Origin of the sequence: Collinsella sp. AK_207A (assembly GCF_902501965.1) — a bacterium.
Lineage (GTDB): Bacteria > Actinomycetota > Coriobacteriia > Coriobacteriales > Coriobacteriaceae > Collinsella.
Genome location: NZ_CABWID010000016.1, coordinates 154200 through 177890, shown reverse-complemented (window position 1 = coordinate 177890; position 23691 = coordinate 154200). Strand labels below are relative to the sequence as shown.

The following is a 23691-nucleotide window of genomic DNA, read 5'->3' as shown; positions in this document are numbered from 1 at the left end:
GCCTCCAGGGCGGACGCCCTGGAGGCCTTCATCGACCACTACAATTGGGAGAGACCGCACAGCGCCTGCGGGGGCCTGCCGCCCATGTCGCGCATCGTCGGCGTAAACAACGTCATGGCACGCAACAGCAGGCCTTACCGCGTGCTAAACAAAGATGGCAACGAGCCACGTTGCAGTGGCTCGTCGCCAAGTAGCCGACTAGGGAAGCAGATATGCGAGCTTCACGGCATTCTCTGCAGATGTGTAGCTATAACTGCCCTTGCCAACCTTTTGCGGATCATAATCAGATTGCTGAATGACTCCGCTGTATTGCGCAACAACGTCTTTGAATTTCTTACTCTCAACGAAGGCAAAGGGATCAGTAAGCCAAATAATTCGGCCAGTTCTCTCATCCTTCCCCATGAGCGCGCGGAGCCCATAAACCAGAGGGTAGACAAAACCATCTGGCACCGGTTTGTCCGTCTTTTTGTGCAGGAAAGGAGTCGTGTACTCTTCTCTCTTGTTCTTCATCGACTTCACGGCGTTGATTTTCCCGTAGCTACCGGAATAATACGAAGGGAAGAGCTGGTAGACCTTATCGTAGAGTTCGGGCATATCTGCCGCGACCTTTAGTGCGCTTCCAATCTCCGGATCTTTGAGCCCCTTCTTCGGTCCGCCATTTGAGACGGACACCCTCTCATCGCGCATAAGGGCAAGGTACTTTTCCTGACATTTCATTTTGCCGCTATAAATGGACACCGGCGATGGCGCATCGACAATTGCATCCTTGCTTGACGTCCAAGATACAAGAGACAGCGGAATCCAAGATAGGGCAATGACGCGCTCGCTTTTTATCCGGCCACCATCATTCGTCTTCCAGCTAATATCATTCGCCAGATCAGGATCGCGCTCCATGAAGTACTTCTTGATTGAATCAAAAAGACCCTCTTGATTACCTTTGGTGCCCTGCGTGAGCTGCGCGTTGTTGTTACGCGCATCGCAAATCTCGAGCAACGAGCCCCGGTAATCGTCAATTACCTCATCGCTAGACGGCAGGAGCAATTCAACCGGTATTTCAAAGTCAAGGACGCCAATGCCCTCATCGATGAGGCTCTCCCGATCGTTATGGATTCGATCAAGATATTGGTCTACATCATCCCGCAGGTTGTTCCAGGTCGCCTTGAAGTCATCCCAGATCGCAATAGACTTCCTGGATGGTTCTGCCTTTCCGCATGCCTTTTCCGCCTGGCTGAGAACATATACGCCGATGGCAAGCGTATTATGCCCTCCATCGAGAATCCCCTCGGTGGACTTGTCAATGAATTGGAGGCGATACCTTCCCCTATCCAGCTCTTCATACTGTGATGCTGCCAGTAGAATTCCCTTTGACTTAAAGGGAAAGAGCTTCTCATGGGTTGAAGTCTCGTCGTTTCTGATGGAGACCTGAATTGCTTCCGTTACCCCACCGAGTCGCGAGCTGCGAGGGTTTGCATCCAAATCAAGCGTATCAATCAACCCGGTAATAAATGAAGCCGGCATAAGACCTATAACGCGTTTGATTTTTCCAATCTGCTGGCAGTACGACTGCTTGAGACGGATAACAATAGAAGGGGAGGTATCCATAGCTGCTCCTAACGTAGGTCGAACGAAAACGTCCGCCCGGATCGATATAGGAGCAAGAGGATCGCTCAAACGAAGACAGGAGATGCAATGGCTGCATCCCGATCTCACCTGAGGCCATCCGACCCCACTCACTCCAGCAACCTATCCAGGCGCTACCGTTAGGATCTCCTAATGATCAGAAAAGATCAAGCTCTATTTCTGCGAGCGACCTCCCGCCGCGCGATGACCTCGCCTATCCGGTGGACGATGCCGACGACGAGCGCGTTTCCCATGCAGAACGCCCGGTCCTTCGCCGACATCCCGGTATTCGTCCAGCCTTTCGGAAACCCCTGCAGCTGGTCGAGCTCGTCCGGCACCAGACGGCGGAAGCGGCCGTCCGAGGCTTGAACGACATGAGTCGTCCGGGAGGCCGACCCCCCCCCTCACTTGTGAGAATCGTCCGCGACGGAGAGTTGATCGGGTCCGGAAACGGAACCGCGCCCTCGGTGTAGTTGTACTCGTGACCGGTCGTCCGGTTCACCCGCCGCTCGTTCTTAGCGCCCTTGTAGTAGCGCCACCGATCGAGCTTCTCGCCCTCTTCCACCCAAAATGACTTTGGAACGTCACCGTCAGACACCATCACATCGCTCAGCGTCGCATAGGAGCCCCCGTAGCGGGGCTCCATCTTGGCGCTCACGATGACACCAGCCTGCATGGCACCCGCGTTCAGAAACGGCGAGGCTTTCAGCCCAAGGCCAAAATGCTCAGAGCACTCATAGGGGTCAAGGGGCACCTCGAACCTGCTCGGGGCATAACCATCCATGACAGGCAGGGCCTCGGACATAACACCGTCACCCAATCTGTTTTCAAGATTCCATGCCTCATCCGTCTTCTCGGCATAGATGTACGTTCGGCGCCGTTTCTGAGGAAAGCCGTAGTCCGCGGCATTCACCACGCGCCATTCCACGGCATAGCCGAGCGAGGCAAAGCATGAAAGGATGACCGCAAAATCCCTACCCCGCTGCTTGGCCGGGCTCTTCAGCAGGCGATCGACGTTCTCCAGCAGGACGAGGCGGGGTTCTTTCAAGCGCAAGAACCGATAGATATCCCACCAGAGCACGCCCTTCTTGCCCTCGATACCGCTCGCCTGGGAAAGCGGCTTCGCCACGGAATAGTCCTGGCAGGGAAAACCTCCAACGACCATATCGACGTCAGGGATGTCGATGCGCCCTTCCTCGTATTCATCGAGCACCTGGTTGATGTCCTGGTTCACGACGGAGCCCTCGCCAAAGCGTATCCGATAGCACTCAGCAGCAAACTGACGCTTTGGTGTTCCAGGTGGCTCCCACTGATTTGCCCAGACCGTTTGATATGGACCAGCTGCCGGCATCTCGAATCCAGGAATCGCGGGGTTGCGATATCCATCGAGACCCAACCTGAACCCACCCACACCAGCGAAGAGCTCCGCCACGCGTATCATGCGTTTCTGCACGTCATCCCTATCTTTATTGCTTCCGTCATATTCCACCGCAAGCGATGCATCGCGCCTTACTCTATCGATCTCGGATCCGATATAGCGTGCATTGAGCCAAAAACACTTCTTGGTCTCCTGAGATCCATAAGGAGTGGGAAGCGTGTCGCTCTTATTTCTCCCGTGAGGCCGAACGTGACAGCAGCGGTTCTCCTTTGAAGTCACCGAGCGCTCCGCATGCCCAGCATGAACGCGACGCTGCATCTCTTCATAGCAGGCGCGCGCCTCCACGAGATCGGCATCCGGCATCTGCCAGAACAGAACTTCGGCCATTCGATAGACGTTTGGATTGCTCGGATCTTCACGGTAGATGACAAACAGATACTTTTCATGCAAGTAGCTATTGAAATCGCTTTCCTCGAAAGATCTGACGGCGAGGTCTGTGTACTTGAAAACGGGAAATGAGATGGACTCTTTTGGCTCTCCGTTCTTTTTGAGCCGCATGGTCTTTGTCTTGATGCCCGCCTTCTCGAACTCCGCAATCTTGGCGTCCTGGTCAATTCCCAGAACGTGTTTTGTTATGCGCGCGCACAGGTCTTTTGGTTTGCGCCTATCCGACTTGATAAGCCCAAAATGAGAGGCAAGCTCCTCCTCGGTCAAACCAACATAAGGACTAAAGCGCAGGCGAACCAATTCGCCGAGACCGAGTTCCCGATCGCGCGCTTCACGTTTAATGGCCTGAGTATGAAGCATGTTTCCAAAGGCGGATGTCATGTACGAGGATTTAATAGCCCATGCGCGTGGCTTGGCGGGAACATTCGAAAACGGCTGCTCCCGCGTCTTCTTACTCGACGCCGCCTTGGTACAGGCTTCAAGATAAAACGTATCGGAGCCTGACAACTCATGCGCCCGGCCTGCTCTGATCTTGGATACGACCGTCTCCCAATCCTTCTTGAACACCGGGATATCCTCAGGCGGCACACTCCATAATTCAACGAGCATGATGAGATAGTCCGCAGGATTCAAGTTCTTGTCATAGAGGTAGGCAACAAGCAAAAGCTTATGAAGCTTCTTTTGGAGCGAACTCGTTTCCCATGTCTCATCAACTACGCTCATATAGTTAATCATCTGGATGACCAGACGCTCTTTTGCCGAGTAGCCACCATCCCTTCTCTTTTTCAGACCGGTTGATTTCAGCTCGGTATGGACCTTCTTAAAGTCCGCATCTGGATCGCTATTGTTCTCTATTCCGAAATAGCTCTGTTCAATCGCGTCACCCAAAGACCCCTTCCGCTTGCTAAAGCTCTCAACAAAATCGATGCCGCATTTTTCGCGCAACGTCGAGCCCTCAAATTGTTTCGCATAGCTATAGATGGATTGGAGCGAGGAGGGGTCATACTCGAGTTCAGTCGGATCCATGTCGCCATCCAATAAGAAGAACGCCCGTTCGATCGCATCATCATATCGATCGAACGGGCGTTCTTTATTGAAAGGCAACTCGCTGCTTTAAAGATCCGATCCCCAGTGCCCCCAGCTCAACGACTACCGCCCTAGCCTTGCAAGCCGAGACCTCACACCCTGCATCATCCTTGCGAGAACATCGCGCGCTTGGGGGAATCCCTCGACAACCAGATCTTCCGCAGCCCGTTCCAACGTCCCGGGGACATCGCGCACGGCATCTTCGATGATGGTCTCGCGTACGAACGCCGGGATGCCCATGGAATCCAGACGAACCTCCACCGCCGCTCGGTCCACGTTGTCGATCAGACGATCGCCACCGAACGAGACCCCCATCTCACGCACGAGTTTTGGATACATCGTCGTGCAGACAACGTCGTAGAGCGGCGCTAGCCCCATCGAAGACCAGTCTTCGCTCCAGAGCAGAGACCAGTTCTTCAGATGGTTGTCGCAGTTACCGACGGCATAGTCGAAGAGCTGGTAGTATCCGAGCAAGATGCGGTCGCCCATCTGGTCGGCAGAAAAGCGATGCAGGATGTCCGCCATAAGGTTGAGGTAGTTCGAACCCGTCGGCTCGTACTTCAAAGTTGAGGGAACAGACCCGCTCGCCTGGCACATATCCATCTGATGTAGCCTGCGCGGAACGACCAAGCCATCCACCCGTTCGACGTCCTCACCTTCTGGAAGCAGGCGATCGTACCGCTCCACCGCAAGTAAGGGTTCTCCCTCGTCAACGGGGACGAGAAAGCAGCGCTCGGCCGGAAGGTCGAAGTATGCCGCCGCACGCATGCAGAGCGCCTCGCAGACGGTTTCGTCCCGGTATGCGCTGCCGCACGCCTTGAGAATGTGCGTGGAGGGAGCCGTGCCACGCGGCAGGAACCAACCCGCATCCGGAGCGTCCCCCACATGGTAGAGGCCCACTTTCGACTGCGCCCCGGCAAGCGAGATGCGGCTTTCGAGCGTCAAATCGAGGGCCGTTTGGGCGGGAAGGCTCGCCAAGCGCTCTATATGCGAAAACTCCAAGGGCGTATACGACCGATTGAGCCCATCAAACGATTCCGCCTCTGAGAAAAGCAGCGCGCCGATCGGCTCGTCCCTCACCACATCGAGCAGGGCGAGGTAATCGCCGCGGGCGATCCTCTTGGCAGATTCGATATCGTGCCGCAGCGAACCCTCGGGAACCAAGCCGTCGAAATAGCAGCGGGTCACGAACGGGTCGAACGGACCAGCCTGTAAAGCAAGTGCCGGAGAGATCGCCTGCGCCCCCTTGTGATGCAGGTAATCCTCATCATACGAGAACGCCACGGACTCACGCACACCCTCGAGCACTCCGACTCGCTCATACGCACCCATCCGCTCGATAAAAACAGTCAGTCTCATGATGCGCGCCCCCTTGTCTCCAGCACCACGTCAACGCTCAGTAGCGCGGCATACTCCAGGACGATTCCGATCTCGACCGTGCTCCTCCCACGCTCGATATCACCGATGACACGCGTGCTGCGCATGCAAAGCTGAGCCGCAACCTCTTGGGTATAGCCAAGTTCACGCCGACGGAGTTTGAGTGCGCGACCGAGCTCGGCGGTGTCGAAAACGGTCCTCTGCACCAAGGGCGTCTCCTGCTCGTGCAGTCGCAATCCCCTGCCACGAGGAACGTTTGCCCTGCTCATTCCTTCGAAATTGCGCGTCATCTCAATCATCCCAATCATAATCTTCACGTTCGTGAATATGATAAGGATGATACCTGTAATCTTCACGTGCGGGAAGATTACACCACTCAAGCTCATAGTATTCCCGAAAGGGGATAGTACAGGGTGTGGGGGATCAATTATCCCGAACGGGAAGATTCCGGGCCCTGAGACCAGAATCTTCCCGTTCGTGAAGGTTTTAATCAACCACAGCAACAACCGAAGCCGAAGCCGTTATCGCCCGCGTAACGCGAGACCGCGCCACGTCTAGTAATCCGCCGCAGCCTCGCTCGCCATCCACTCGTCGCGGAACTCCGCATAGCGACCCTCGATGATCGCCTCTCGTGCCCGCGCCATCAGATCCAGCAGGAAGTAGATGTTGTGCATGGAGAGCAGAATGCCACCGAGCATCTCCTTCTGCGTCACCATGTGCCGGATGAGCGAGCGCGAATAGCCGCCCGTGCACACCGGGCACGTGCACTGCTCGTCCACCGGTCCGGGGTCCTTCGCGAACCGCGCGTTCTTGAAGTTGAGCCGTCCCTCGTGCGAGAACGCCGTGCCCATGCGGCCCGTGCGCGTGGGCAGCACGCAGTCGAACATGTCCACGCCCGCCGCCACGGCGCGCACCAGCGTGGTGGGATTGCCCACGCCCATCAGGTAGCGCGGCTTGCCCCTGGGCATGTACTCGGACACGAGCGGCTCCAGCGTCTCGAACATGGTCTCGTGATCCTCGCCCACGGAGTACCCGCCGATGCCATAGCCCGGAAAGTCGCCGCACTCCTCCAGGTGCTTGAGCGAGCGCAGGCGCAGATCCAGGTGCATACCGCCCTGCACGATGCCGAAGAGCGCCTGGTCCGGGCGCGTGTGCGCCGCGTAGCACCGCTCGGCCCACATGCTGGAGAGTTCCACGGCGCGCGCCACGAAGCTCCGCTCCGCAGGGTAGCCCGGGCACTGGTCCAACTGCATGCAGATATCGCTCCCGAGCTTCTGCGCGATCGCCATGTTGTCCTCAGGCGTCCAGAACACGTGGCTGCCGTCGTAATCCGTGGCGATGAAGCGCACGCCGTCGTCCGTGAGCTTCACGGCGTCCTGATGCGAGAACACCTGAAAGCCGCCTGAATCCGTGAGGATGGGCCCGTGCCAGTTCATGAACGTGTGCAGGCCGCCCAGCTCGGCGATGGTGTCCGCGCTGGGACGCATAGCCAGGTGGTACGTGTTGGCGAGCACGATCTTGGCACCCAGGTCCCGCACCGTCTCGGTGGGGATGCCCTTGACGTTGGCTTTGGTGCCCACCGGCATGAAGATCGGCGTGGGCACGTCGCCGTGCGGGGTATGGAGCACGCCCGCGCGCGCATGCGTCTTGGGGTCCTCGGCGATGATATCGTAGGTGAACAGGCTCTGGTCCATGAATCCTCCCGGCCGTCCTAGGGCGCGTTTCTCGCAAGTACAACGCATCCAGTTTGGCATAAGTGCACGGGCGCTTGGCGGCGATCGCCCCATCCCCTGAAGAAATCCCCCTGCGGTGGTCCGGGGCGGGCAAGGCCGCCGGCTCCCGCGCGAACGGCGGCGCGAGCGGCCACCCCGGCCGCCTCAGCACTTCCCTACCACGCGCGTCTCACCGCGATACCACCCGTGCATCCCAATGGTGTCTCGGAGCAACCGCAGGTAGAAACCCATATGCGCAAGAAACGCCATCTGCGCCACATCGCCCTCGTGTACCTCGCCGGGCGTCTCCGACGTCACGGGGCGAGGCGCCGCGCGGTCGTAGAGCCGCACGTGCCCGACCATCTGCCAGCCGCCGTCCACGAGCGCGATGCGCTCCGCGATGACGCCCTTCAGCCAGCTCGGCACCTCGCAGAGCCGGGGGTCGTAGACGTCGTAGCGCCGACGGCTTCGCGTGTCCTCGAGCACCACGCGCCCCGATGCCACATCCTTCTCGCAGATGGCAAAGCGCGAGAAGAGCTGCGTGCGCGCAACCTGACGCAAGCGATCGGCCGTATCGCCGGCGATCCCCTCAAGGCCGTGCTCCACATAGAACTCGAGCGGCGTCAGGCCGTCTTGGTAGGCGCGCTCGAACAGGAACCATTCCGTCATCGCCACGTTCATGAACGCGATGTCGTGCGGAAGGGACCCCGCATCGCAGATCGCGCGCGGCTGCACCCGGAGGGAGAATTCCTCCCACACCTCATCCAGAAAGCGCTCCTTCCGGCGCTCCCAATAGCACGCGAACACCTCGATGTCGTGCTCGAGCTCCGCTAAGTCCCGCGCCGCATCGCGTTCGAGCACCATGCCCTCGTTCATGTGAGACCTCCCGCCCCATCGCCTGAAAGCTGCACCACCAGCGTAGGGGGACGATAGGTCTGACCTGCGGTGATTCTGGTTTTCCAGAACGCGGCCTGACAGATATCTATGCGGAATCTAGCAAAAGTCTCACCTGCATGCCGGAACATTCTGAAATGCGCAGGCAGCGAGGTTGCACCACAAGCACCAACGAGAGCGGGCAGCCTCCCCCTCCATCAAAGAACCACTGTTGACCTGTGGAGAAGGGCCCAACAAGCAGAGGGGCCTAAACCGGACAAGTATGCATCGGCAAACGGTTGCGAACAGAAAACGAGCGGAGCCGCATCGCGACCCCGCTCGTCAAGCAAATCTATGAAATCGTTCGCCCTGAAGGTTAGAGCCCCAGATCCTCCGCGACCTCTGCCGCGCACTTCAGTGCGTCGGCCATGGCGCTCACCACAAGAGAGGAACCGTTGCGGGCGTCGCCCGCCGCGTACACGGGCACCACGTCGCGGCCCTGGAACTCGGCGCTCGCCGCGGCCCCGCCCCGCGCACAGCGGTGGCCACCCGGCTCGGCCATGGTGGGCAGCGGACGCCCGTGCTCGGCGATGGGCACGTCGAACGCGCCGAACACGCCGGCCTCCGGCCCGGTGAAGCCGCAGGCGAGGAGCACCAGCTGCGCCGGCAGCTCGCGCTCGGTCTGGGGCAAACGCTCCGGCTTGCCGTGGCTCCAGTCCAGGTCGACCACGCGCAGGCCGCGTACCGCGCCCGCCTCGTCGCGCAGCACCTCGAGGGTATCGACCGCCCAGGAGCGCATCTCGCCGCCCTCGGTGGCGATAGCCTCCTCCTGGCCGTAGTCCGTCTTCTTGACGTTCGGCCATTCGGGCCAGGGGTTGCCGGCGGCGCGCGTGTCGGGGGCCGCGGGCATGAACTCCAGCTGGCGCACGGAGCGCGCACCCTGGCGTACCGCGGTGCCCACGCAGTCGTTACCCGTATCGCCGCCGCCGATCACCACCACGTCCAAACCCTCAGCCGAGATGGCGGGAGCGCCGCCCTCGAGCACCGAGCGCGTGGAGGCGGTCAGGTAGTCCACGGCGAAGGCGACCCCCTCGCCCTCGACGTTCTGGGCGGCAAGACCGCGCGCCTGACGGGCGCCGGCGGCGATCACCACGGCGTCAAAGTCGCGCGAGAGGCTGCGCGCGACCTTGCGGCTGGAAGCGTCCTCCCCCAACCGGAAGGAGATACCGAGTTGTTGCATCAGGTCGGTACGGCGCGTGACCACGGACTTCTCGAGCTTCATGTTGGGGATGCCGTACATGAGGAGGCCGCCGGGACGGTCGTCGCGCTCCACCACGGTCACGGCGGCGCCACGGCGCGCCAGCTCCCAGGCAGCCGCCAGGCCGGCGGGGCCGGAGCCGATCACGGCCACCTTGGGCGCGTCTGCGGCCGCGGGCTCGAACCCCGCAGGGCCGCCCGCCGCCCACTCGTGGTCGGAGATGGCGCGCTCGTTGTCATGGATGGTCGTGGGCTCGCCGTCCACGCGGGCCAAGTTGCACGCGGCCTCGCAGAGCGCGGGGCATACGCGGCTCGTGAACTCGGGCAGCGGGCTCGTGAGCGCCAGGCGCTCGGCGGCGTCCTCCCAGCGTCCGCGGTACACGAGCTCGTTCCACTCGGGGATGAGGTTGTGCAGCGGGCAGCCGCTCGGACGGGCATGGCCAAACGAGGCACCCGTCTGGCAGAACGCCACGCCGCACATCATGCAGCGGCTCGCCTGGGCGCGGCGCGCCTCGTCGTCAAGCTCCACGTAGAGGGGATCGAAGTCCTGCACGCGCTTGTCTACCGGGCGCAGGGTGTGGGCCTTGCGGTCCACCTCGAGGAATGCTCCGGGCTTTCCCATGCTAGCGCGCCTCCTTTCCAGCAACGGCGGGCACGGCGGCGCCAGCGGGCGCCCCGGCCGCAGCCTGCTCGGCGAGCACGCGCTCGTACTCCACCGGTATGACCTTCACGAAGTGGCGCTTGAGCGCCTCAAAGCGATACAGCAGCTTGATGCCGCGCGGGCTCTGCGTGTAGCGCACGTGCTCCTCGATGAGCGAGCGGATCTTGCCGAGCTCTTCCTCGCTCGGCTGGCGCAGCGCCACGGAGCCGGGATTGAGCCGGCGCTCGAGGGTGCCGAGCTCGTCGTACACGTAGGCCACGCCGCCCGTCATGCCGGCGGCGAAGTTTTGGCCCACCTCGCCAAGGATGAGCGCCAGACCACCCGTCATGTACTCGCAGCCGTGGTTGCCCACGCCCTCCACCACCACGGTGGCGCCGGAGTTGCGCACGCCGAAGCGCTGGCCGGCAAGGCCGTTCACGAAGCCGCGACCGCCGGTGGCGCCGAAGAAAGCCACGTTGCCCACGATCACGTTCTCATCGAACTTGTAGGTGGCCGCCGCGGGCGGGCACACGGAGACGATGCCGCCCGAGAGCCCCTTTCCGAAGTAGTCGTTGGCGTCGCCATGGACGTTGAGCGTCACGCCGGCGGGCAGCCAGGCGCCGAAGCTCTGGCCGGCCGAGCCATCGCAGTCGATGATAATGGAGCCATCGGGCAGGCCGCCCGGGTGCGCCTTGGTCACCGCGCTGCCGAGCATGGTGCCCACGCAGCGGTTGACGTTGGCGATGTCCGCGCGGAAACGGATGGGCTCCAGGTGCTCGCGGGCGCTCGCCGTGTGCGGGATGAAGAGCGTGGCGTCGAGCGTCTCGGAGAGTCCGGAGTCAGCGGCCATCTCGCGCAGGAAGTGGCGGCCGTCGGCGCCCTCGATGTGCGCGCCGAAGCGGCACTCGCCCGGCTCCAGCACCGGGGAGAGGTCGAGCAGGTTGGCCTTGGCAGCGCCCGGCACCTCCACCTGGCGCAGGCACTCGGGATGCCCCACCATGTCATCCACGGTGGCAAAGCCCAGCTCGGCCATGACCTCGCGCAGCTGCGTGGCCACGAAACGCATGAAGTTCTCCACGTGCTCGGGCTTGCCGGCAAAGCCGTGGCGCAGGCGGCAGTTCTGCGTAGCGATGCCCGCCGGGCAGGTGTCCTGCTGGCAATCGCGCTGCATGAGGCAGCCCATGGCCACGAGCGGCATGGTGGCGAAGCCGAACTCCTCGGCACCGAGCAGGCAGGCCACGGCCACGTCCAGGCCGTCCATGAGCTTGCCGTCGGCCTCGAGCACCACGCGGGAGCGGAGGCCGTTCTGCAGCAGCGTCTGCTGCGCCTCGGCGAGGCCGAGCTCGAGCGGCAGACCGGCGTGCCAGATGGAGTCGCGCGGGGCCGCGCCGGAGCCGCCGTTGTGGCCCGAGATGAGGATCTTGTCCGCGGCGCCCTTGGCCACGCCCGTGGCGATGGTGCCCACGCCCGCCTCGGACACGAGCTTCACCGAGACGCGCGCGCCGGGATTGGCGTTCTTGAGGTCGAAGATGAGCTCGGCCAGATCCTCGATGGAGTAGATGTCGTGGTGGGGCGGCGGCGAGATGAGGCCGATGCCCGGCGTGGACTGGCGCACCTCGGCGATCCAGGGGTACACCTTCTTGCCGGGCAGGTGACCGCCCTCGCCGGGCTTGGCGCCCTGGGCCATCTTGATCTGGATCTCGAACGCCGAGCACAGGTAGCGGCTCGTCACGCCAAAGCGCGCCGACGCCACCTGCTTGATGGCGGAGTTCATGGAATCGCCGTTGGGAAGCGGGGTCTCGCGACGCGGATCCTCGCCACCCTCACCGGAGTTGGAGCGCCCGTGCAGGCGGTTCATGGCGATGGCCATGCACTCGTGGGCCTCCTGGCTGATGGAGCCGTAGCTCATGGCGCCGGTGTTGAAGCGCGTGACGATCGAGTCCACGCTCTCCACCTCGTCCAGCGGGATGGGCGCGCGCCCGGCCGTCTGGAAGTCGAGCAGGTCGCGCAGACGAATGGCCCGGCCGCTCGGATGCAGCAGTTCGCTGTAGCTGCGGAAAAGCTCGTAGTCGCCCTCGCGGCACGCGCGCTGCAGCGTGTAGATGACCTGCGGGTTCAGCAGGTGCTCCTCGCCGCCCAGCGGGCGCCACTTGGTGAGGCCCAGGCTCGGCAGCTGGTTCGGCGCGGGCGAGCGCAGGATAGCCTGCGCGTCATCGAAGCGGCGGTTCAGCTCGTTCTCCACGTCCGCCGCGTCGAGACCCTCCACACGGCTCACGGTGCCGGTGAAGTAGCGGTCCACGAAGGTGGAGGACAGGCCCACGGCCTCGAAGATCTGCGCGGAGTGGTAGCTCTGCACCGTGGAGATGCCCATCTTGGACATGATGGAGACGATGCCCGCCACCGCGGCGCGGTTGTAGTTGTCGATGCCCTTGCTCGCCGAGACGGGCAGGTCGCCGGACTCAGCCATGCGCGCGATGGTCTCATGCGCGAGGTAGGGGTAGATGCCGCTCGCGGAGTAGCTCACGAGCGCGGCGAAGTCGTGCGGAGAGACGGTATCGCCCGCCTCCACCACCAGGTCGGCGAAGGTGCGGAGCCCCGCGCGGATGAGGTGGTTGTGCACGGCACCCACGGCGAGCAGGCTCGGCACGGGCACCTCGCCCTCGCCGGCGCGGTCGGAGAGCACCACGATGTTCACGCCGCCGCGCACGGCCTTCTCGACCTCGGAGGCCAGGTTGGCGAGCGCCGCCTCGAGCGCGCCCTCACCGGCGTCGCGCGCGTACACGGCGCGGAAGGTGCGGGCGTGGAAGCCCACCTGGTCGATGGCGCGGATGCGCTCGAACTCCTCGCGGGTGATGAGCGGGCGCTCCAGGCGCACCAGGCGGCAGGCCTGGCGCGAGTCCTCGAGCAGGTTGCCGTGGTTGCCCAAGTAGGTCACGGTGGAGGTGACGAAGCTCTCGCGCAGGGCGTCGATGGGCGGGTTCGTCACCTGGGCGAACAGCTGGTAGAAGTAGTCGAAGAAGGAACGATCCTTCTTGGAGAGGCAGGCGAGCGGCGCGTCGATGCCCATGGAGGCGATGGGCGCCTTGGCGCTCGTGGCCATGGGGCGCACGACCTCGTCCACGTCATCCCAGTGGTAGCCGAGCTTGGCCTGGCGCACGGTGAAGGGCACCTGGGCGTCCGCCTCGGGCTGGACCTCCGCCGGGGCCGGGGCCGCCGGAAGCTCAAGGTCCTCGACGTCGATCGTCTCCTCGGCGATCCAGTCGCGGTAGGGCTTCTGCTTGGCGAGCGCGCGGCGGATCTCGTCGTTGTAGATCACGCGGCCCTGCTCGAAGTCCACCTTGAGCATCTCGCCCGGGCCCAGGCAGCCGAGCGTCACCACGTTGGCGGGATCGACCTCGATGGCGCCCACCTCGGAGGCAAGCAGCAGGCGGTCGTCGCGCGTCACGTAGTAGCGGGCGGGGCGCAAGCCGTTGCGGTCGAGCGCGGCGCCAAGGCCGCGGCCGTCCGTGAAGGCAATGGCCGCGGGGCCGTCCCAGGGCTCCATAAGCATGGACTGGTAGGCGTCGTAGGCGCGGCGCTCCTCGGAGAGCGCGGGGTTGTGGTCCCACGGCTCGGGCATAAGCAGCGAGACGGCGCGATCCAGCGGGCGACCGTTCATCACCAGGAACTCGAGCACGTTGTCCAGGATGGCGGAGTCCGAGCCCTCGCGGTTGATGATCGGCAGCACGCGCTCCAGGTCATGCTGGAGGATGGGGCTGTAGAGGTTCGGCTCGCGGGCGCGGATCCAGTTGACGTTGCCCTTGAGCGTGTTGATCTCGCCGTTGTGGATGATGAAGCGGTTGGGGTGCGCGCGCTCCCAGGAGGGCGTGGTGTTCGTGGAGTAGCGGGAGTGCACGAGCGCCACGGCGGTCTTCACCGAGGCGTCGTTCAGGTCGATGAAGAAGCGGCGCATCTGCGTGGCCACGAGCATGCCCTTGTACACGATGGTGCGGCTGGACATGGAGCACACGTAGAAGATCTTGCCGGAGAGCGCGTGCTCGGCGGCGGCGCGCTTCTCGATGGTGCGACGGCACACGTACAGACGGCGCTCAAAGGCGTCGCCGCGCTCCACGTCGTCCGGACGGCCGAGGAAGCACTGCAGGATGGTGGGCATGCAGGCGCGGGCGGTCTCGCCCAGGTCATGCGGGTCCACGGGAACCTCGCGCCAGAAGAGCACGGGCACGCCGGCCTCGGCGCAGCCCTCCTCGAAGACGCGACGGGCGTCCGTCACGCCGTGCTCGTCCTGCGGGAAGAAGAGCATCGCCACGCCGTAATCGCCCTCATCGGGCAGGATATGGCCACAGCGCTGCGCGACCTTGCGGAAAAAGTGGTGCGGCACCTGGAACAGGATGCCGGCGCCGTCGCCGGTGTTCTTCTCCAAGCCGGTTCCGCCGCGGTGCTCAAGGTTGACCAGGACGGAAAGGGCGTCGTCCAGTATCTGGTGACGGCGGACGCCGTGCAGGTCGGCCAAGGCGCCGATACCGCAGGCGTCGTGCTCGAACTCAGGGCGATAGAGTCCCATCACGCATCTCCCCTACTCTTGTACTCATACGCACGTGGACAAGCCACGGGAGCGCAAGGCCCCGGCGGAGTATGGTACGAGGTGAGGAGCCGTGGGGTTGTTGCGGGCGTGTTTCGAAACAAGACTGCAACGGCTTCATGACGGGTCCACGACACATGGGGCCGTGGCGGGCCGGCGTTGCCGCGTTGCCGTGGGACCGCGTTGCCGTGGAGCCGCCCCGCCGCGAGAAGAAAAAGCGCCCGGCACGGGGCCGGGCGCCGAAGCAGGCAGGTTGCCGGGGAGCGGGACTAGTCCCTCCTGCCCACGATCGAGAGGATGCGGATGAACACGTTCACCAGGTCGAGCCAGATGTTCACGGCGTTGAAGATCGCCATCTTCACCGTGGGCTCGCACTGCTGCGCGCGGTAGGTGTCCCAACCGATGAAGCCGCAGAACACCAGCACGACGGCGTAATCGAGCCAACCCATGTCCGCGCCCATGAACAGGCCGACGATCGAGACGACGATCAGCGCGAGGAGCGACACCGTGAGCACGCCCTGGATACGCGCGAAGAACTGCGGCCACAACCCACCCGCGAGGGTGAACACCGCGGCGATGATCGCCGTGCCCACGAAGGCGTTCGCGATGCTCGGCAGGTCGTAGAACGGCAGGATGAGCCCTGTGGTAAAGCCCATAGAGACGACCACCATCGCGTAGCCGGCGAGCGCCATGCCGAAGCCCTCGCGGCGCATGCCGCGCATGATGACGACGAAGCCGCCAATACTCACCGCCAGCGAGCCGATCGCGTAGAACACGTAGTTCTGCAGGATGCTCATGAGGAACGACGCATTGGAGCAGAGCAGCCCGCAGAGCGCGATGACGACAAAGCCCGCCGCGACGAGCCCGCCCATCAGCAGGTTGTAGGATCCGCGCGTGAGCTTGGAGCTATGGTCGCGAGCAGGGTCGAAGGGACTGATGGCCTGCTCCTCGCTCGCGCCGAAGGGACCGTTGCGATATGCCATGGGAACCTCCCGTTCCTTTAAGGGCAAATTTGCTTTGGATACTATACCCGTTGCCTTCTCGTTCAGACGAGCGGCCCAAACGTTGCAGAGCTCTTACAACGCGCAGGCAGCGCGGGCCCGCAGCAGCTACAAGAACAAATCGGGAACGTCCATGTCCATGGCCTCGGCAAGACGGGCGAGCGTGGAGATCGTGACGTTGGCCTGGCCGGACTCGATCTTGTCGAGCAGGGGCCGGCTGATACGCGCCATCAGGCAGAAATCTATTTTGTTGAAACCGTTGTCCACACGCCAGCAGCGCACCGTGTTTCCCAGGCGCTGGCATACGTCGATGTAAAGCGTAGTTTCCATACGGGCAGCTTTGCCCGTAACCGGTCGCCAGATGTAATCCGTGGATTACATCTGAGGAAAAACCCGATTCCGCTCTTGCCAAGACGACGCTCGGACCTCGGGGAGGGCAAAAGTGGCGCATAGTTTATTGGTTGTGATCCTTCTGGAAAAAACCAGGCCGATACTTTATCGGTTTTCGGGACTCTTCAGAGTAGGCGACGAAACGAGAAGCGAGCTACAGACGTTTTACCTGCAGTTCCCCGAACTGTTCCCGGCAGCCTACCCAGAAGCTCCCACTCAAACCGATAAAGTATCGACCTGGTTCTAGCTCGCAATGCCAAAACCGATAAAGTAGGCCCTACTTTTGGCCCGCATCGGCCTTGTCAGCCTCGGCAGGATGCGAAACGGCGCCCTTGCCGTTGCGAACGCGGCGTCCAGCCTTGCCAGAGATGTGGTCGAGCTCGATGGCCCACACCGCGGTGACCGAAAGCTCGCGCTGGATGGCCCCGCCGATCTCGCGCTTGAACTCCGGGGAGTACTTGAGGCATAGGTTCGCGAGCACGCGGCGAATGGTGGCGACATCCTCCACGCGATGCGCCGCACCGGTGGCAATGACGCTCGCATAGCCCGTGGTGAAGAATCCGGGGTTGTTGGCCGTCTGGAAGTAGCTTGGCTGCATATCCATGGCAACGGTCACGCAGACGCGCGGGTCGCGCGCCCAATCCTCGGTCTTCTGACCGCCGGCGGCACCCGTGTGGATGTACAGGGTGTCCCCGTCCATCACGTAGGAAAGCGGCGTGCAGTAGGGATGGCCGTCCTCGTCGGTGGTCGCGACGACGCAGTACTCGCCGAGGTCCAGGATCTCGCGCGCCTCGTCTTCGCTAATGGCACGCTCGGGTAGCTGCTTCATGGGATGGTGCATATACGCTCCTCACCTTGGGTTCGCATGATGCCTCCATGGTAGCACAACGGAAACGGGAGAACCGGGTGCCGTGAGCGGTGCTAGACTGCCGCCTGAGAACGCTCGTCATCATCCGCGGGAGGCGGTTTGCCATGCAGAGCACGCTCATCAAGGACACCACGCGCGAGCAGCGCGAAGAGATCATCCGCCGGTCGCTCTCGGGCTGCGGTGAGGGCAGCTGCGAGAACTGCGGGTCGTGCAGCCTGGGCGCGGGCGATCCCTACAAGGTCTACGGCCCCTATATCGAAGGCCTGGAAGAGATCAGCGAGATCAACATGCGTATTGCGGCGCGGCGCTACGAGCGGCTGGGTTAGCGGGGGCGGCGGCACGCGCTACCGGACGGCAAGCTCCACGTCGCCGACGGATGTCTGCAAAGTCACCTTGGCCGAGCCGTCACCGTAGCGGTAGAGGGAGCCTCCCTCCGTGCCGAGCTCGACGTCGTCGTGATCGAAGTCCCCGACGCCCTGCGAGAGGTCGAGGGTGAACCCGCTCTTCCGAGGCGCGGTGAACTCGATATCCCCCGCGCCTGCGGCGAGCGAGAGCGCACGGGGCAGCTGCCGCGCGAACGTGGCGGAGATGTCGCCCGCGCTGGACGAGGCCGCGAGGGAATCCGCATCCACATCGCGCACGGAGACGTCGCCCGCTGAGGAGTCCAGGGCAACTGCGCCCACAGCAATGCCGTCGGCCACCACATCCCCCGCGCTCGCGGAGAGACCGACCGTCTTCAAGGTGCCCTCGAGAGCACTCGGCACCTCGATGACGATGCGCCGGGAACCCCCGTTGATTACGCCCAGCCCCTGCTCGCGAACGGTCAGCGTGCCATCGGAGACCGTCGCGTCCGTTGTCGTTGCCGGCTTCTTAGCACCGTCGCGCAGCATAGCCTGCTCGTGCACGACCACCTGCTCGCCCGCGCCCCGCTTGAGCACGATGTCCGCGGCATCCGCCTGCGCCTCGATGACGGAGATGCCGTCCGCGCTCTCCTTCCACGTGCCGACCGTCTGCCACGAGCCGCCCCAGGTGTCGCCGTCGCCCCAGCCACCCAAGTTGACCTGGAAGAGACTGAGTCCGCGAGGCGTGATCGACACGCCGAACGCGCAGCCGATGATCAGAACGATGAGCGCGATCGCCACGCCGACCTTGATCTTCTCCGATTTCGTCAGCTTCGCCATGGCTACTCGTCCCCCTTCGCGGCGTCGGTGGACGCCACGGGAGCATCCTCGCGCTCGCGGGCCTCGTCCAGGATGTTCGCCATCCAGTTGTAGATGGGGATGGTGAGGAACACGAGCCAGGAGAGCTCGGCGTAGCCCAAGAAGACCAGCAGGAAGAAGAGGATGACCATGGCGACGGCGTAGGGGAAGGAGCGCCACGGCCCCTTGCGCTTCTTTTCCTGGGGCGCGGTACCGGCGACCCCGGCATGGATCGCCGCAGACCTCCCGGCCGCCTCGGCCGCCTGGGCGGCTGCCTTGCTGGCGGACACCGCTGCATCGACCGCCTGGGAAAGCCGGGCGGCATCCTCCTGCGCCTGCGCGTTTGAACCCGCCACCCCGGCCGCCTTGTCGGCGTTCTCGTAGGCGATGTCCTCGGCCACGTCCGCGTCCACGTTCAAGAGCTCGTCTAGGCTCACGCCATAGAGCTTGGCGAGCTGGATGAGGTTGTCCGTGTCGGGCGAGCTCTCCGCCCGCTCCCATTTACTCACGGCCTGCCGCGAGAGACCGAGTTCCCGCGCCAGGGTTTCCTGGCTGTAGCCACGCGCCCGGCGAAGCTCGGCGAGGCGCTGGGCGATCTCCACGTTCATATCTGACTCCTGACTCCTTGGAAAGCCCCCGACCGGCGGGGCCATGCTCGTTCCTTCGCGTACCGGATCCGTTGCCATCAAGGTACGGGATGGCCCGGTAGCCATGCCACCTACTCTGGTAATCAAATGAGAAACTATCGGTTGCGGCCCATGGTACCAGGGAATTGTTATCTCAAAACAAGAGACAAGACCACCGGGAGCCGGCTACCCGAGCGTGCCGCCGATGCTCAGGTTGGGCGTCTCGCCCTGCCAGGAGAGCACATAGTCGCCCGCCGCGATGGGGTCGTAGCCATCGTCCGTCTGGTAGGAGCGAATCGCTCGCGGCACGGGATTCCCCGGTTCGACGAGATAGACGTCCCCGGCTCCGATCAGCAGGAACGAGTGCTGCACCACGAGCACGCGTGCGCCGCCCGGACTCGCCGGATCGAGCAGGTACGAGGTATCCACAAGGGCGAGCAACGTTGAGAGCGCCCCGGCGGCCACACCGAGCGCGACGGCGAGCACGGAGACCGCCGTGACGACGACCACCCGTGCGCGAGAACGAGCGGACCGCACCCCCGCGACCTCGGCCTCCCGGCGCACGCGCCGCGCAAGGGTCAGCAAGGCCACGCCGAGCGCCGCCAGCACCAGCACGACCACATACCAGGGATCGGCGATGGCGAGCGGCCCCAGCACGAGCGGTGGCACCCGCAGGTAGAGAAGCCCGAGCCCCGCGGGCGTCGAGCCAAGCCCGCACACAAGCCCCGCGACCCAGAGACAAGCGGGGGCATGGGGAGACGCCCCCAGGCCCCGAACGACGTCGCCAAGCGAACGCCCGTCTCTCATGCGGCCATCACCTCCGGCGATGCGACCGCGCAGCCCCGTTCCGGCACCGCACAGCCTCGCGAGCAGCTTACGCGAAGTACGCCACGCCGCTCTCGAAGATCGGCATCCACTTCTCGCCCGGCACGTTCCGGTAGAGCCCCGCACCGCGACGCTCCACATGGCCCATCTTGCCAAGCACGCGGCCGTCGAGGCTCGTGATGCCCTCGATCGCCGCCACGGAGCCGTTGGGATTCACCGCGAGGTCCATGGAGGGAGCACCGTCGAGTCCCACGTACTGCGTGGCCACCTGACCCGCGGCCGCGAGCTGGCCCAGCACCTCGTCGCTCGCCACGAAGCGACCCTCGCCATGGCTGATCGCCACGGTGTAGTCCACGCCCGGTTCGCAGGCGGAGAACCACGGCGAGAGGTCGCTCGCCACGCGCGTGCGCACGAGGCGGCTCTGGTGCCGGCCGATGGTGTTGAACGTGAGCGTCGGCGCCGCAGGCGTGGCGTCTACGATGTCGCCGTAGGGCACCAGCCCCAGCTTCACGAGCGCCTGGAAGCCGTTGCAGATGCCGAGCATGAGTCCGTCGCGAGCCTGGAGCAGGTCGCGCACCGCCTCGGTGACCTCGGGCGCGCGGAAGAACGCGGTGATGAACTTAGCCGAACCGTCCGGCTCGTCGCCGCCGGAGAAGCCGCCGGGGATCATGACGATCTGGCTCTCGCGGATGCGGCGGGCGAGCTCCGCGGTACTCTCGGCCACGGCCTCGGGCGTGAGGTTGTTGATGACGAACACGTCGGCCTCGGCACCGGCGGCGCGGAAGGCGCGCGCGGAGTCGTACTCGCAGTTGTTACCGGGAAACACCGGGATGATCACGCGCGGACGGGCGAACTTGGCACCGCCGTACACGTGCGGTGCCTCGGCGTGGAAGGAGACGGGCTCCACCGCGGGAGCATCGCCCTTCGTGCGGTACGGGAACACGCCCTCGAGCCCGGAGCCGCGCTCCCAGGCCTCCTGCAGCTCGGCCAGGTCGACGACCTCGCCCGTGTCCGCAAACTCATAGGCCGCGGTCGTGGCGCCCACCTCATGCACCGCGAGCGCGTCCGTGTGCGCAGGCAGCTCCGCGCCCTCGGCGAGCTCCACGAAGAACGCACCGTAGTACGGCTGGAACAGATGGTCCACCGGCACCTTCGCGTCGAGCGAAAGACCGATCAGGTTGCCCACGCACATCTTGAAGAGCGCCTCGGCACCGCAGCCGTAACCGGGCGTGGAGACCGCCAGCGCGGCCCCGCTGCCGATGAGCCGCTCCACGTACGAGAAGCCCTCGAGAAGCCCGTCAACCGCAGGGCGATGGTCCGCGCCGTACACAGCCGGCTCCACCACGACCACGCGGTGGCCGGCGCCCTTGAACTCCGGCGAGGTGGCGCGGGCCACGTTGCCCACGGCCACGGCGAAGCTCACCAGCGTGGGCGGGACGTTCAGCTCGTCGCCCGTGTCCTCGCGCTCGAAGGAACCGCTCATAGAGTCCTTGCCGCCGATGGCGCCGATACACAGGTCAACCTGGGCCATGAGGGCGCCGAGCACAGCCTGCATGGGCTTGCCCCAGCGCTCGGGCACGTTCCGCAGGCGCTCGAAGTACTCCTGGAAGGAGAGGTAGGCGCGCTCGTGCTCAAAGCCCGCGGCCACCAGCTTGGAGACGCTCTCCACCACAGAGAGGTAGGCGCCCGCGAACTGGTCGGCGCTCATGAGGTAGGGGTTGAAGCCCCACGCCATGCCGGAGGTCGTGGTGGTCTCGCCGTCCACGGGGAACTTGGCGATCATGGCCTCGGCGGGCGTGAGCTGCGTCTTGCCGCCGAAGGGCATGAGCACCGTGGCCGCGCCGATGGTGGAGTCGAAACGCTCGGAGAGGCCCTTGTTGGAGGCAACGTTGAGGTCGCCCACCACGGAGCGCAGGCGCTCGGCCAGGGTCTCGCCCGCCCAGCTGGGCTGCCATACCTGGCGCGCCGCCGCGTGGGCGTCCTGCGCCTTGGGCGCGCCGTTGCTGGCCAGGAACTCGCGGGAGAGGTCCACGATCACGTCGCCGTCCCATGCCATGCGCACGCGTGCCTCGTGGGTGACCTCGGCGATCACCGTGGCCTCGAGGTTCTCCTCGCGGGCGAGCTCCATGAACTCCTCGACATCGTCCTCGGCCACGGCCACGGCCATGCGCTCCTGGGACTCGGAGATGGCGAGCTCCGTGCCGTCCAGGCCGTCGTACTTCTTGGTGACCATGTCGAGGTCGATGTAGAGGCCGTCGGCCAGCTCGCCCACGGCAACGGACACGCCGCCCGCGCCGAAGTCGTTGCAGCGCTTGATGAGGCGGCAGGCGTCGCCGCGGCGGAACAGGCGCTGGAGTTTGCGCTCCACGGGTGCGTTGCCCTTCTGCACCTCGGCGCCGGAGGTCTCCACGCTCTCGGTGTTCTGCGTCTTGGAGCTGCCCGTGGCGCCGCCGATGCCGTCGCGGCCGGTGCGTCCGCCAAGCAGGATGATCTTGTCGCCGGGCTCCGGGCACTCGCGGCGCACGTGGCTGGCGGGCGTGGCGCCCACCACGGCGCCCACCTCCATGCGCTTGGCCACGTAGCCCGGGTGGTAGAGCTCGTTCACCTGGCCGGTGGCCAGCCCGATCTGGTTGCCGTAGCTGGAGTAGCCCGCGGCCGCCGTGGTCACGAGCTTGCGCTGCGGGAGCTTGCCGGGCAGCGTCTCGGCCACGGGGACCGTCGGGTCGCCGGCGCCCGTCACGCGCATGGCCTGGTACACGTAGCTGCGACCGGACAGCGGATCGCGGATGGCGCCGCCGATGCAGGTGGCCGCGCCGCCGAAGGGCTCGATCTCGGTGGGGTGGTTGTGCGTCTCGTTCTTGAAGAGGAAGAGCCACTCCTGGTCCTCGCCGTCCACGTCCACCGTGGTGCGCACGGTGCAGGCGTTGATTTCCTCGGACTCGTCCAGGTTCTTGAGGATACCCTTGGCCTTCAGGTACTTGGCGCCGATGGTGCCCATGTCCATGAGGCAGACGGGCTTGTGCTCGCGGCCGAGCTCGGCGCGCATGGCCAGGTAGCGGTCGAAGGCCTCCTGCACGGCGGTGTCGTCGATCTGCACGTTCGTGAGCTCGGTGCCGAAGGTGGTGTGGCGGCAGTGGTCGGACCAGTAGGTGTCGATCACGCGGATCTCGGTGATGGTGGGGTCGCGGTGCTCGCCGCGGAAGCACTCCTGGCAGAACTCGATGTCCGCCTGGTCCATGGCGAGGCCGCGCGCGCGGATGACGTCGGCCAGACCCTCGGCGGAAAGCTCGGTGAAGCCGGTGAGAACCTCGACGGGACGCGGCTCGGGAACCTCGGCGGTAAGCGTCGCCACCGGGTCGAGCGAGGCCAGGCGCGCCTCCACGGGGTTCACCACGTAGCGCTCGATGGCGGCCGCGTCCGCCTCAGAAAGCTCGCCCGAAAGCAGGTACACCTTGGCGCAGCGCACGGCAGGGCGGTCGCCCTGCGAGATGAGCTGCACGCACTCGGCGGCGGAGTCGGCGCGCTGGTCGAACTGGCCGGGCAGCGCCTCCACGGCAAAGAGCGGGCCCTCGAAGGCAGGCAGTTCGCGGTAGGTGACGTCCACCTGCGGTTCGGAGAACACCACCGGCACGCAGCGCTCGAAGAGCTCGGCGTCGATGCCCTCCACGTCGTAGCGGTTGAGGATGCGCAGGCCTTGGAGGCCGGAGATGCCCAGGGTGTCGCGGAGCTCTGCGGCGAGCTGCCGCGCCTCCACGTCGAAACCGGTCCTCTTCTCCACGTAGATGCGCGAGACCATGGTGCCTGCCTTCCTGT

The 23691-nt window shown here is 64.4% G+C and carries 16 protein-coding genes and 2 pseudogenes; 2 read left to right on the top strand and 16 right to left on the bottom strand.

The genetic code is table 11. The annotated features are described in order from the left end of the window. Positions 1-18: 18 nt before the first annotated feature. Positions 19-75, top strand: a pseudogene (locus tag GDJ97_RS09850) (integrase core domain-containing protein); the annotation flags it as partial. A 123-nt stretch (positions 76-198) separates the two neighbouring features. On the opposite strand, the gene GDJ97_RS09570 reads toward GDJ97_RS09850, so the two are convergent. The 12 genes and pseudogenes from GDJ97_RS09570 to GDJ97_RS06370 form a co-directional block, all read right to left on the bottom strand. Further along, on the bottom strand, positions 199-1602 hold the full coding sequence (locus GDJ97_RS09570; protein WP_226808882.1) for a hypothetical protein: 1404 nt from the start codon (positions 1600-1602) through the stop codon (positions 199-201). 185 nt (positions 1603-1787) lie between these two features. After that, positions 1788-1958, bottom strand: coding sequence for a DNA cytosine methyltransferase (locus GDJ97_RS09845; protein ID WP_373422666.1), 171 nt, complete (start codon positions 1956-1958; stop codon positions 1788-1790). Positions 1959-2506: 548 nt separating this feature from the next. Next, a pseudogene (locus GDJ97_RS09560) lies at positions 2507-4471 on the bottom strand (Sau3AI family type II restriction endonuclease); the annotation flags it as partial. A 123-nt stretch (positions 4472-4594) separates the two neighbouring features. Then, positions 4595-5890: a HipA domain-containing protein gene (locus GDJ97_RS06410; protein WP_152070465.1), complete on the bottom strand. Its 1296-nt coding sequence runs from the start codon at positions 5888-5890 to the stop codon at positions 4595-4597. After that, the gene (locus tag GDJ97_RS06405; RefSeq protein WP_226808874.1) at positions 5887-6294 is read right to left on the bottom strand and encodes a helix-turn-helix domain-containing protein; all 408 of its coding nucleotides are present in this window, start codon (positions 6292-6294) and stop codon (positions 5887-5889) included. Before GDJ97_RS06405 ends, GDJ97_RS06410 begins: the two co-directional genes overlap by 4 nt. Before the next feature lie 168 nt (positions 6295-6462). After that, entirely contained in the window at positions 6463-7602 is a 1140-nt protein-coding gene (gene tgt, locus GDJ97_RS06400; protein ID WP_152070464.1) for a tRNA guanosine(34) transglycosylase Tgt, read from the bottom strand. A gap of 183 nt (positions 7603-7785) precedes the next feature. Continuing rightward, a complete protein-coding gene (locus GDJ97_RS06395; protein ID WP_152070463.1) occupies positions 7786-8496 on the bottom strand; it encodes a hypothetical protein in 711 nt (236 codons plus the stop codon). 373 nt (positions 8497-8869) lie between these two features. Continuing rightward, positions 8870-10372 carry a glutamate synthase subunit beta gene (locus GDJ97_RS06390; protein WP_152070462.1) on the bottom strand — a complete coding sequence of 501 codons (1503 nt, stop codon included), beginning with the start codon at positions 10370-10372 and terminating at the stop codon, positions 8870-8872. A gap of 1 nt (position 10373) precedes the next feature. Further along, positions 10374-14951: a glutamate synthase large subunit gene (gene gltB, locus GDJ97_RS06385; RefSeq protein ID WP_152070461.1), complete on the bottom strand. Its 4578-nt coding sequence runs from the start codon at positions 14949-14951 to the stop codon at positions 10374-10376. A 287-nt stretch (positions 14952-15238) separates the two neighbouring features. After that, on the bottom strand, positions 15239-15952 hold the full coding sequence (locus tag GDJ97_RS06380) for a Bax inhibitor-1 family protein (protein WP_152070460.1): 714 nt from the start codon (positions 15950-15952) through the stop codon (positions 15239-15241). Positions 15953-16078: 126 nt separating this feature from the next. Next, complete coding sequence (locus tag GDJ97_RS06375) at positions 16079-16300, bottom strand: helix-turn-helix domain-containing protein (RefSeq protein ID WP_152070459.1); 222 nt, start codon at positions 16298-16300, stop codon at positions 16079-16081. A gap of 337 nt (positions 16301-16637) precedes the next feature. Next, complete coding sequence (locus tag GDJ97_RS06370; protein WP_152070458.1) at positions 16638-17201, bottom strand: pyridoxamine 5'-phosphate oxidase family protein; 564 nt, start codon at positions 17199-17201, stop codon at positions 16638-16640. A gap of 131 nt (positions 17202-17332) precedes the next feature. Between GDJ97_RS06370 and GDJ97_RS06365 the strand changes: the two genes are divergently transcribed. Then, positions 17333-17554 carry a hypothetical protein gene (locus tag GDJ97_RS06365; RefSeq protein WP_152070457.1) on the top strand — a complete coding sequence of 74 codons (222 nt, stop codon included), beginning with the start codon at positions 17333-17335 and terminating at the stop codon, positions 17552-17554. An 18-nt stretch (positions 17555-17572) separates the two neighbouring features. On the opposite strand, the gene GDJ97_RS06360 is transcribed toward GDJ97_RS06365, so the two are convergent. From GDJ97_RS06360 to GDJ97_RS06345, 4 genes are all read right to left on the bottom strand, one after another. Continuing rightward, positions 17573-18409 (bottom strand): DUF4097 family beta strand repeat-containing protein, encoded by an 837-nt coding sequence (locus GDJ97_RS06360; protein WP_152070456.1) that lies wholly within the window; start codon positions 18407-18409, stop codon positions 17573-17575. 2 nt (positions 18410-18411) lie between these two features. Further along, positions 18412-19035 (bottom strand): helix-turn-helix transcriptional regulator, encoded by a 624-nt coding sequence (locus GDJ97_RS06355; protein WP_152070455.1) that lies wholly within the window; start codon positions 19033-19035, stop codon positions 18412-18414. 204 nt (positions 19036-19239) lie between these two features. Beyond that, positions 19240-19860 (bottom strand): hypothetical protein, encoded by a 621-nt coding sequence (locus GDJ97_RS06350; RefSeq protein WP_152070454.1) that lies wholly within the window; start codon positions 19858-19860, stop codon positions 19240-19242. 67 nt (positions 19861-19927) lie between these two features. Then, complete coding sequence (locus GDJ97_RS06345) at positions 19928-23674, bottom strand: phosphoribosylformylglycinamidine synthase (RefSeq protein WP_152070453.1); 3747 nt, start codon at positions 23672-23674, stop codon at positions 19928-19930. Between the last annotated feature and the right edge of the window lie 17 nt (positions 23675-23691).

What these genes read in the sequence shown, in the direction of transcription:
- GDJ97_RS06370 (WP_152070458.1), bottom strand. Translation starts at nt 17,201, where the DNA reads ATGCACCATCCCATGAAGCAGCTACCCGAGCGTGCCATTAGCGAAGAC.
- tgt (WP_152070464.1), bottom strand. Translation starts at nt 7,602, where the DNA reads ATGGACCAGAGCCTGTTCACCTACGATATCATCGCCGAGGACCCCAAG.
- GDJ97_RS06375 (WP_152070459.1), bottom strand. Translation starts at nt 16,300, where the DNA reads ATGGAAACTACGCTTTACATCGACGTATGCCAGCGCCTGGGAAACACG.
- GDJ97_RS06365 (WP_152070457.1), top strand. Translation starts at nt 17,333, where the DNA reads ATGCAGAGCACGCTCATCAAGGACACCACGCGCGAGCAGCGCGAAGAG.
- GDJ97_RS06410 (WP_152070465.1), bottom strand. Translation starts at nt 5,890, where the DNA reads ATGAGACTGACTGTTTTTATCGAGCGGATGGGTGCGTATGAGCGAGTC.
- GDJ97_RS06360 (WP_152070456.1), bottom strand. Translation starts at nt 18,409, where the DNA reads ATGGCGAAGCTGACGAAATCGGAGAAGATCAAGGTCGGCGTGGCGATC.
- GDJ97_RS06345 (WP_152070453.1), bottom strand. Translation starts at nt 23,674, where the DNA reads ATGGTCTCGCGCATCTACGTGGAGAAGAGGACCGGTTTCGACGTGGAG.
- GDJ97_RS06390 (WP_152070462.1), bottom strand. Translation starts at nt 10,372, where the DNA reads ATGGGAAAGCCCGGAGCATTCCTCGAGGTGGACCGCAAGGCCCACACC.
- GDJ97_RS09570 (WP_226808882.1), bottom strand. Translation starts at nt 1,602, where the DNA reads ATGGATACCTCCCCTTCTATTGTTATCCGTCTCAAGCAGTCGTACTGC.
- GDJ97_RS06405 (WP_226808874.1), bottom strand. Translation starts at nt 6,294, where the DNA reads ATGAGCTTGAGTGGTGTAATCTTCCCGCACGTGAAGATTACAGGTATC.
- GDJ97_RS06355 (WP_152070455.1), bottom strand. Translation starts at nt 19,035, where the DNA reads ATGAACGTGGAGATCGCCCAGCGCCTCGCCGAGCTTCGCCGGGCGCGT.
- GDJ97_RS06395 (WP_152070463.1), bottom strand. Translation starts at nt 8,496, where the DNA reads ATGAACGAGGGCATGGTGCTCGAACGCGATGCGGCGCGGGACTTAGCG.
- GDJ97_RS06350 (WP_152070454.1), bottom strand. Translation starts at nt 19,860, where the DNA reads ATGAGAGACGGGCGTTCGCTTGGCGACGTCGTTCGGGGCCTGGGGGCG.
- gltB (WP_152070461.1), bottom strand. Translation starts at nt 14,951, where the DNA reads ATGGGACTCTATCGCCCTGAGTTCGAGCACGACGCCTGCGGTATCGGC.
- GDJ97_RS06380 (WP_152070460.1), bottom strand. Translation starts at nt 15,952, where the DNA reads ATGGCATATCGCAACGGTCCCTTCGGCGCGAGCGAGGAGCAGGCCATC.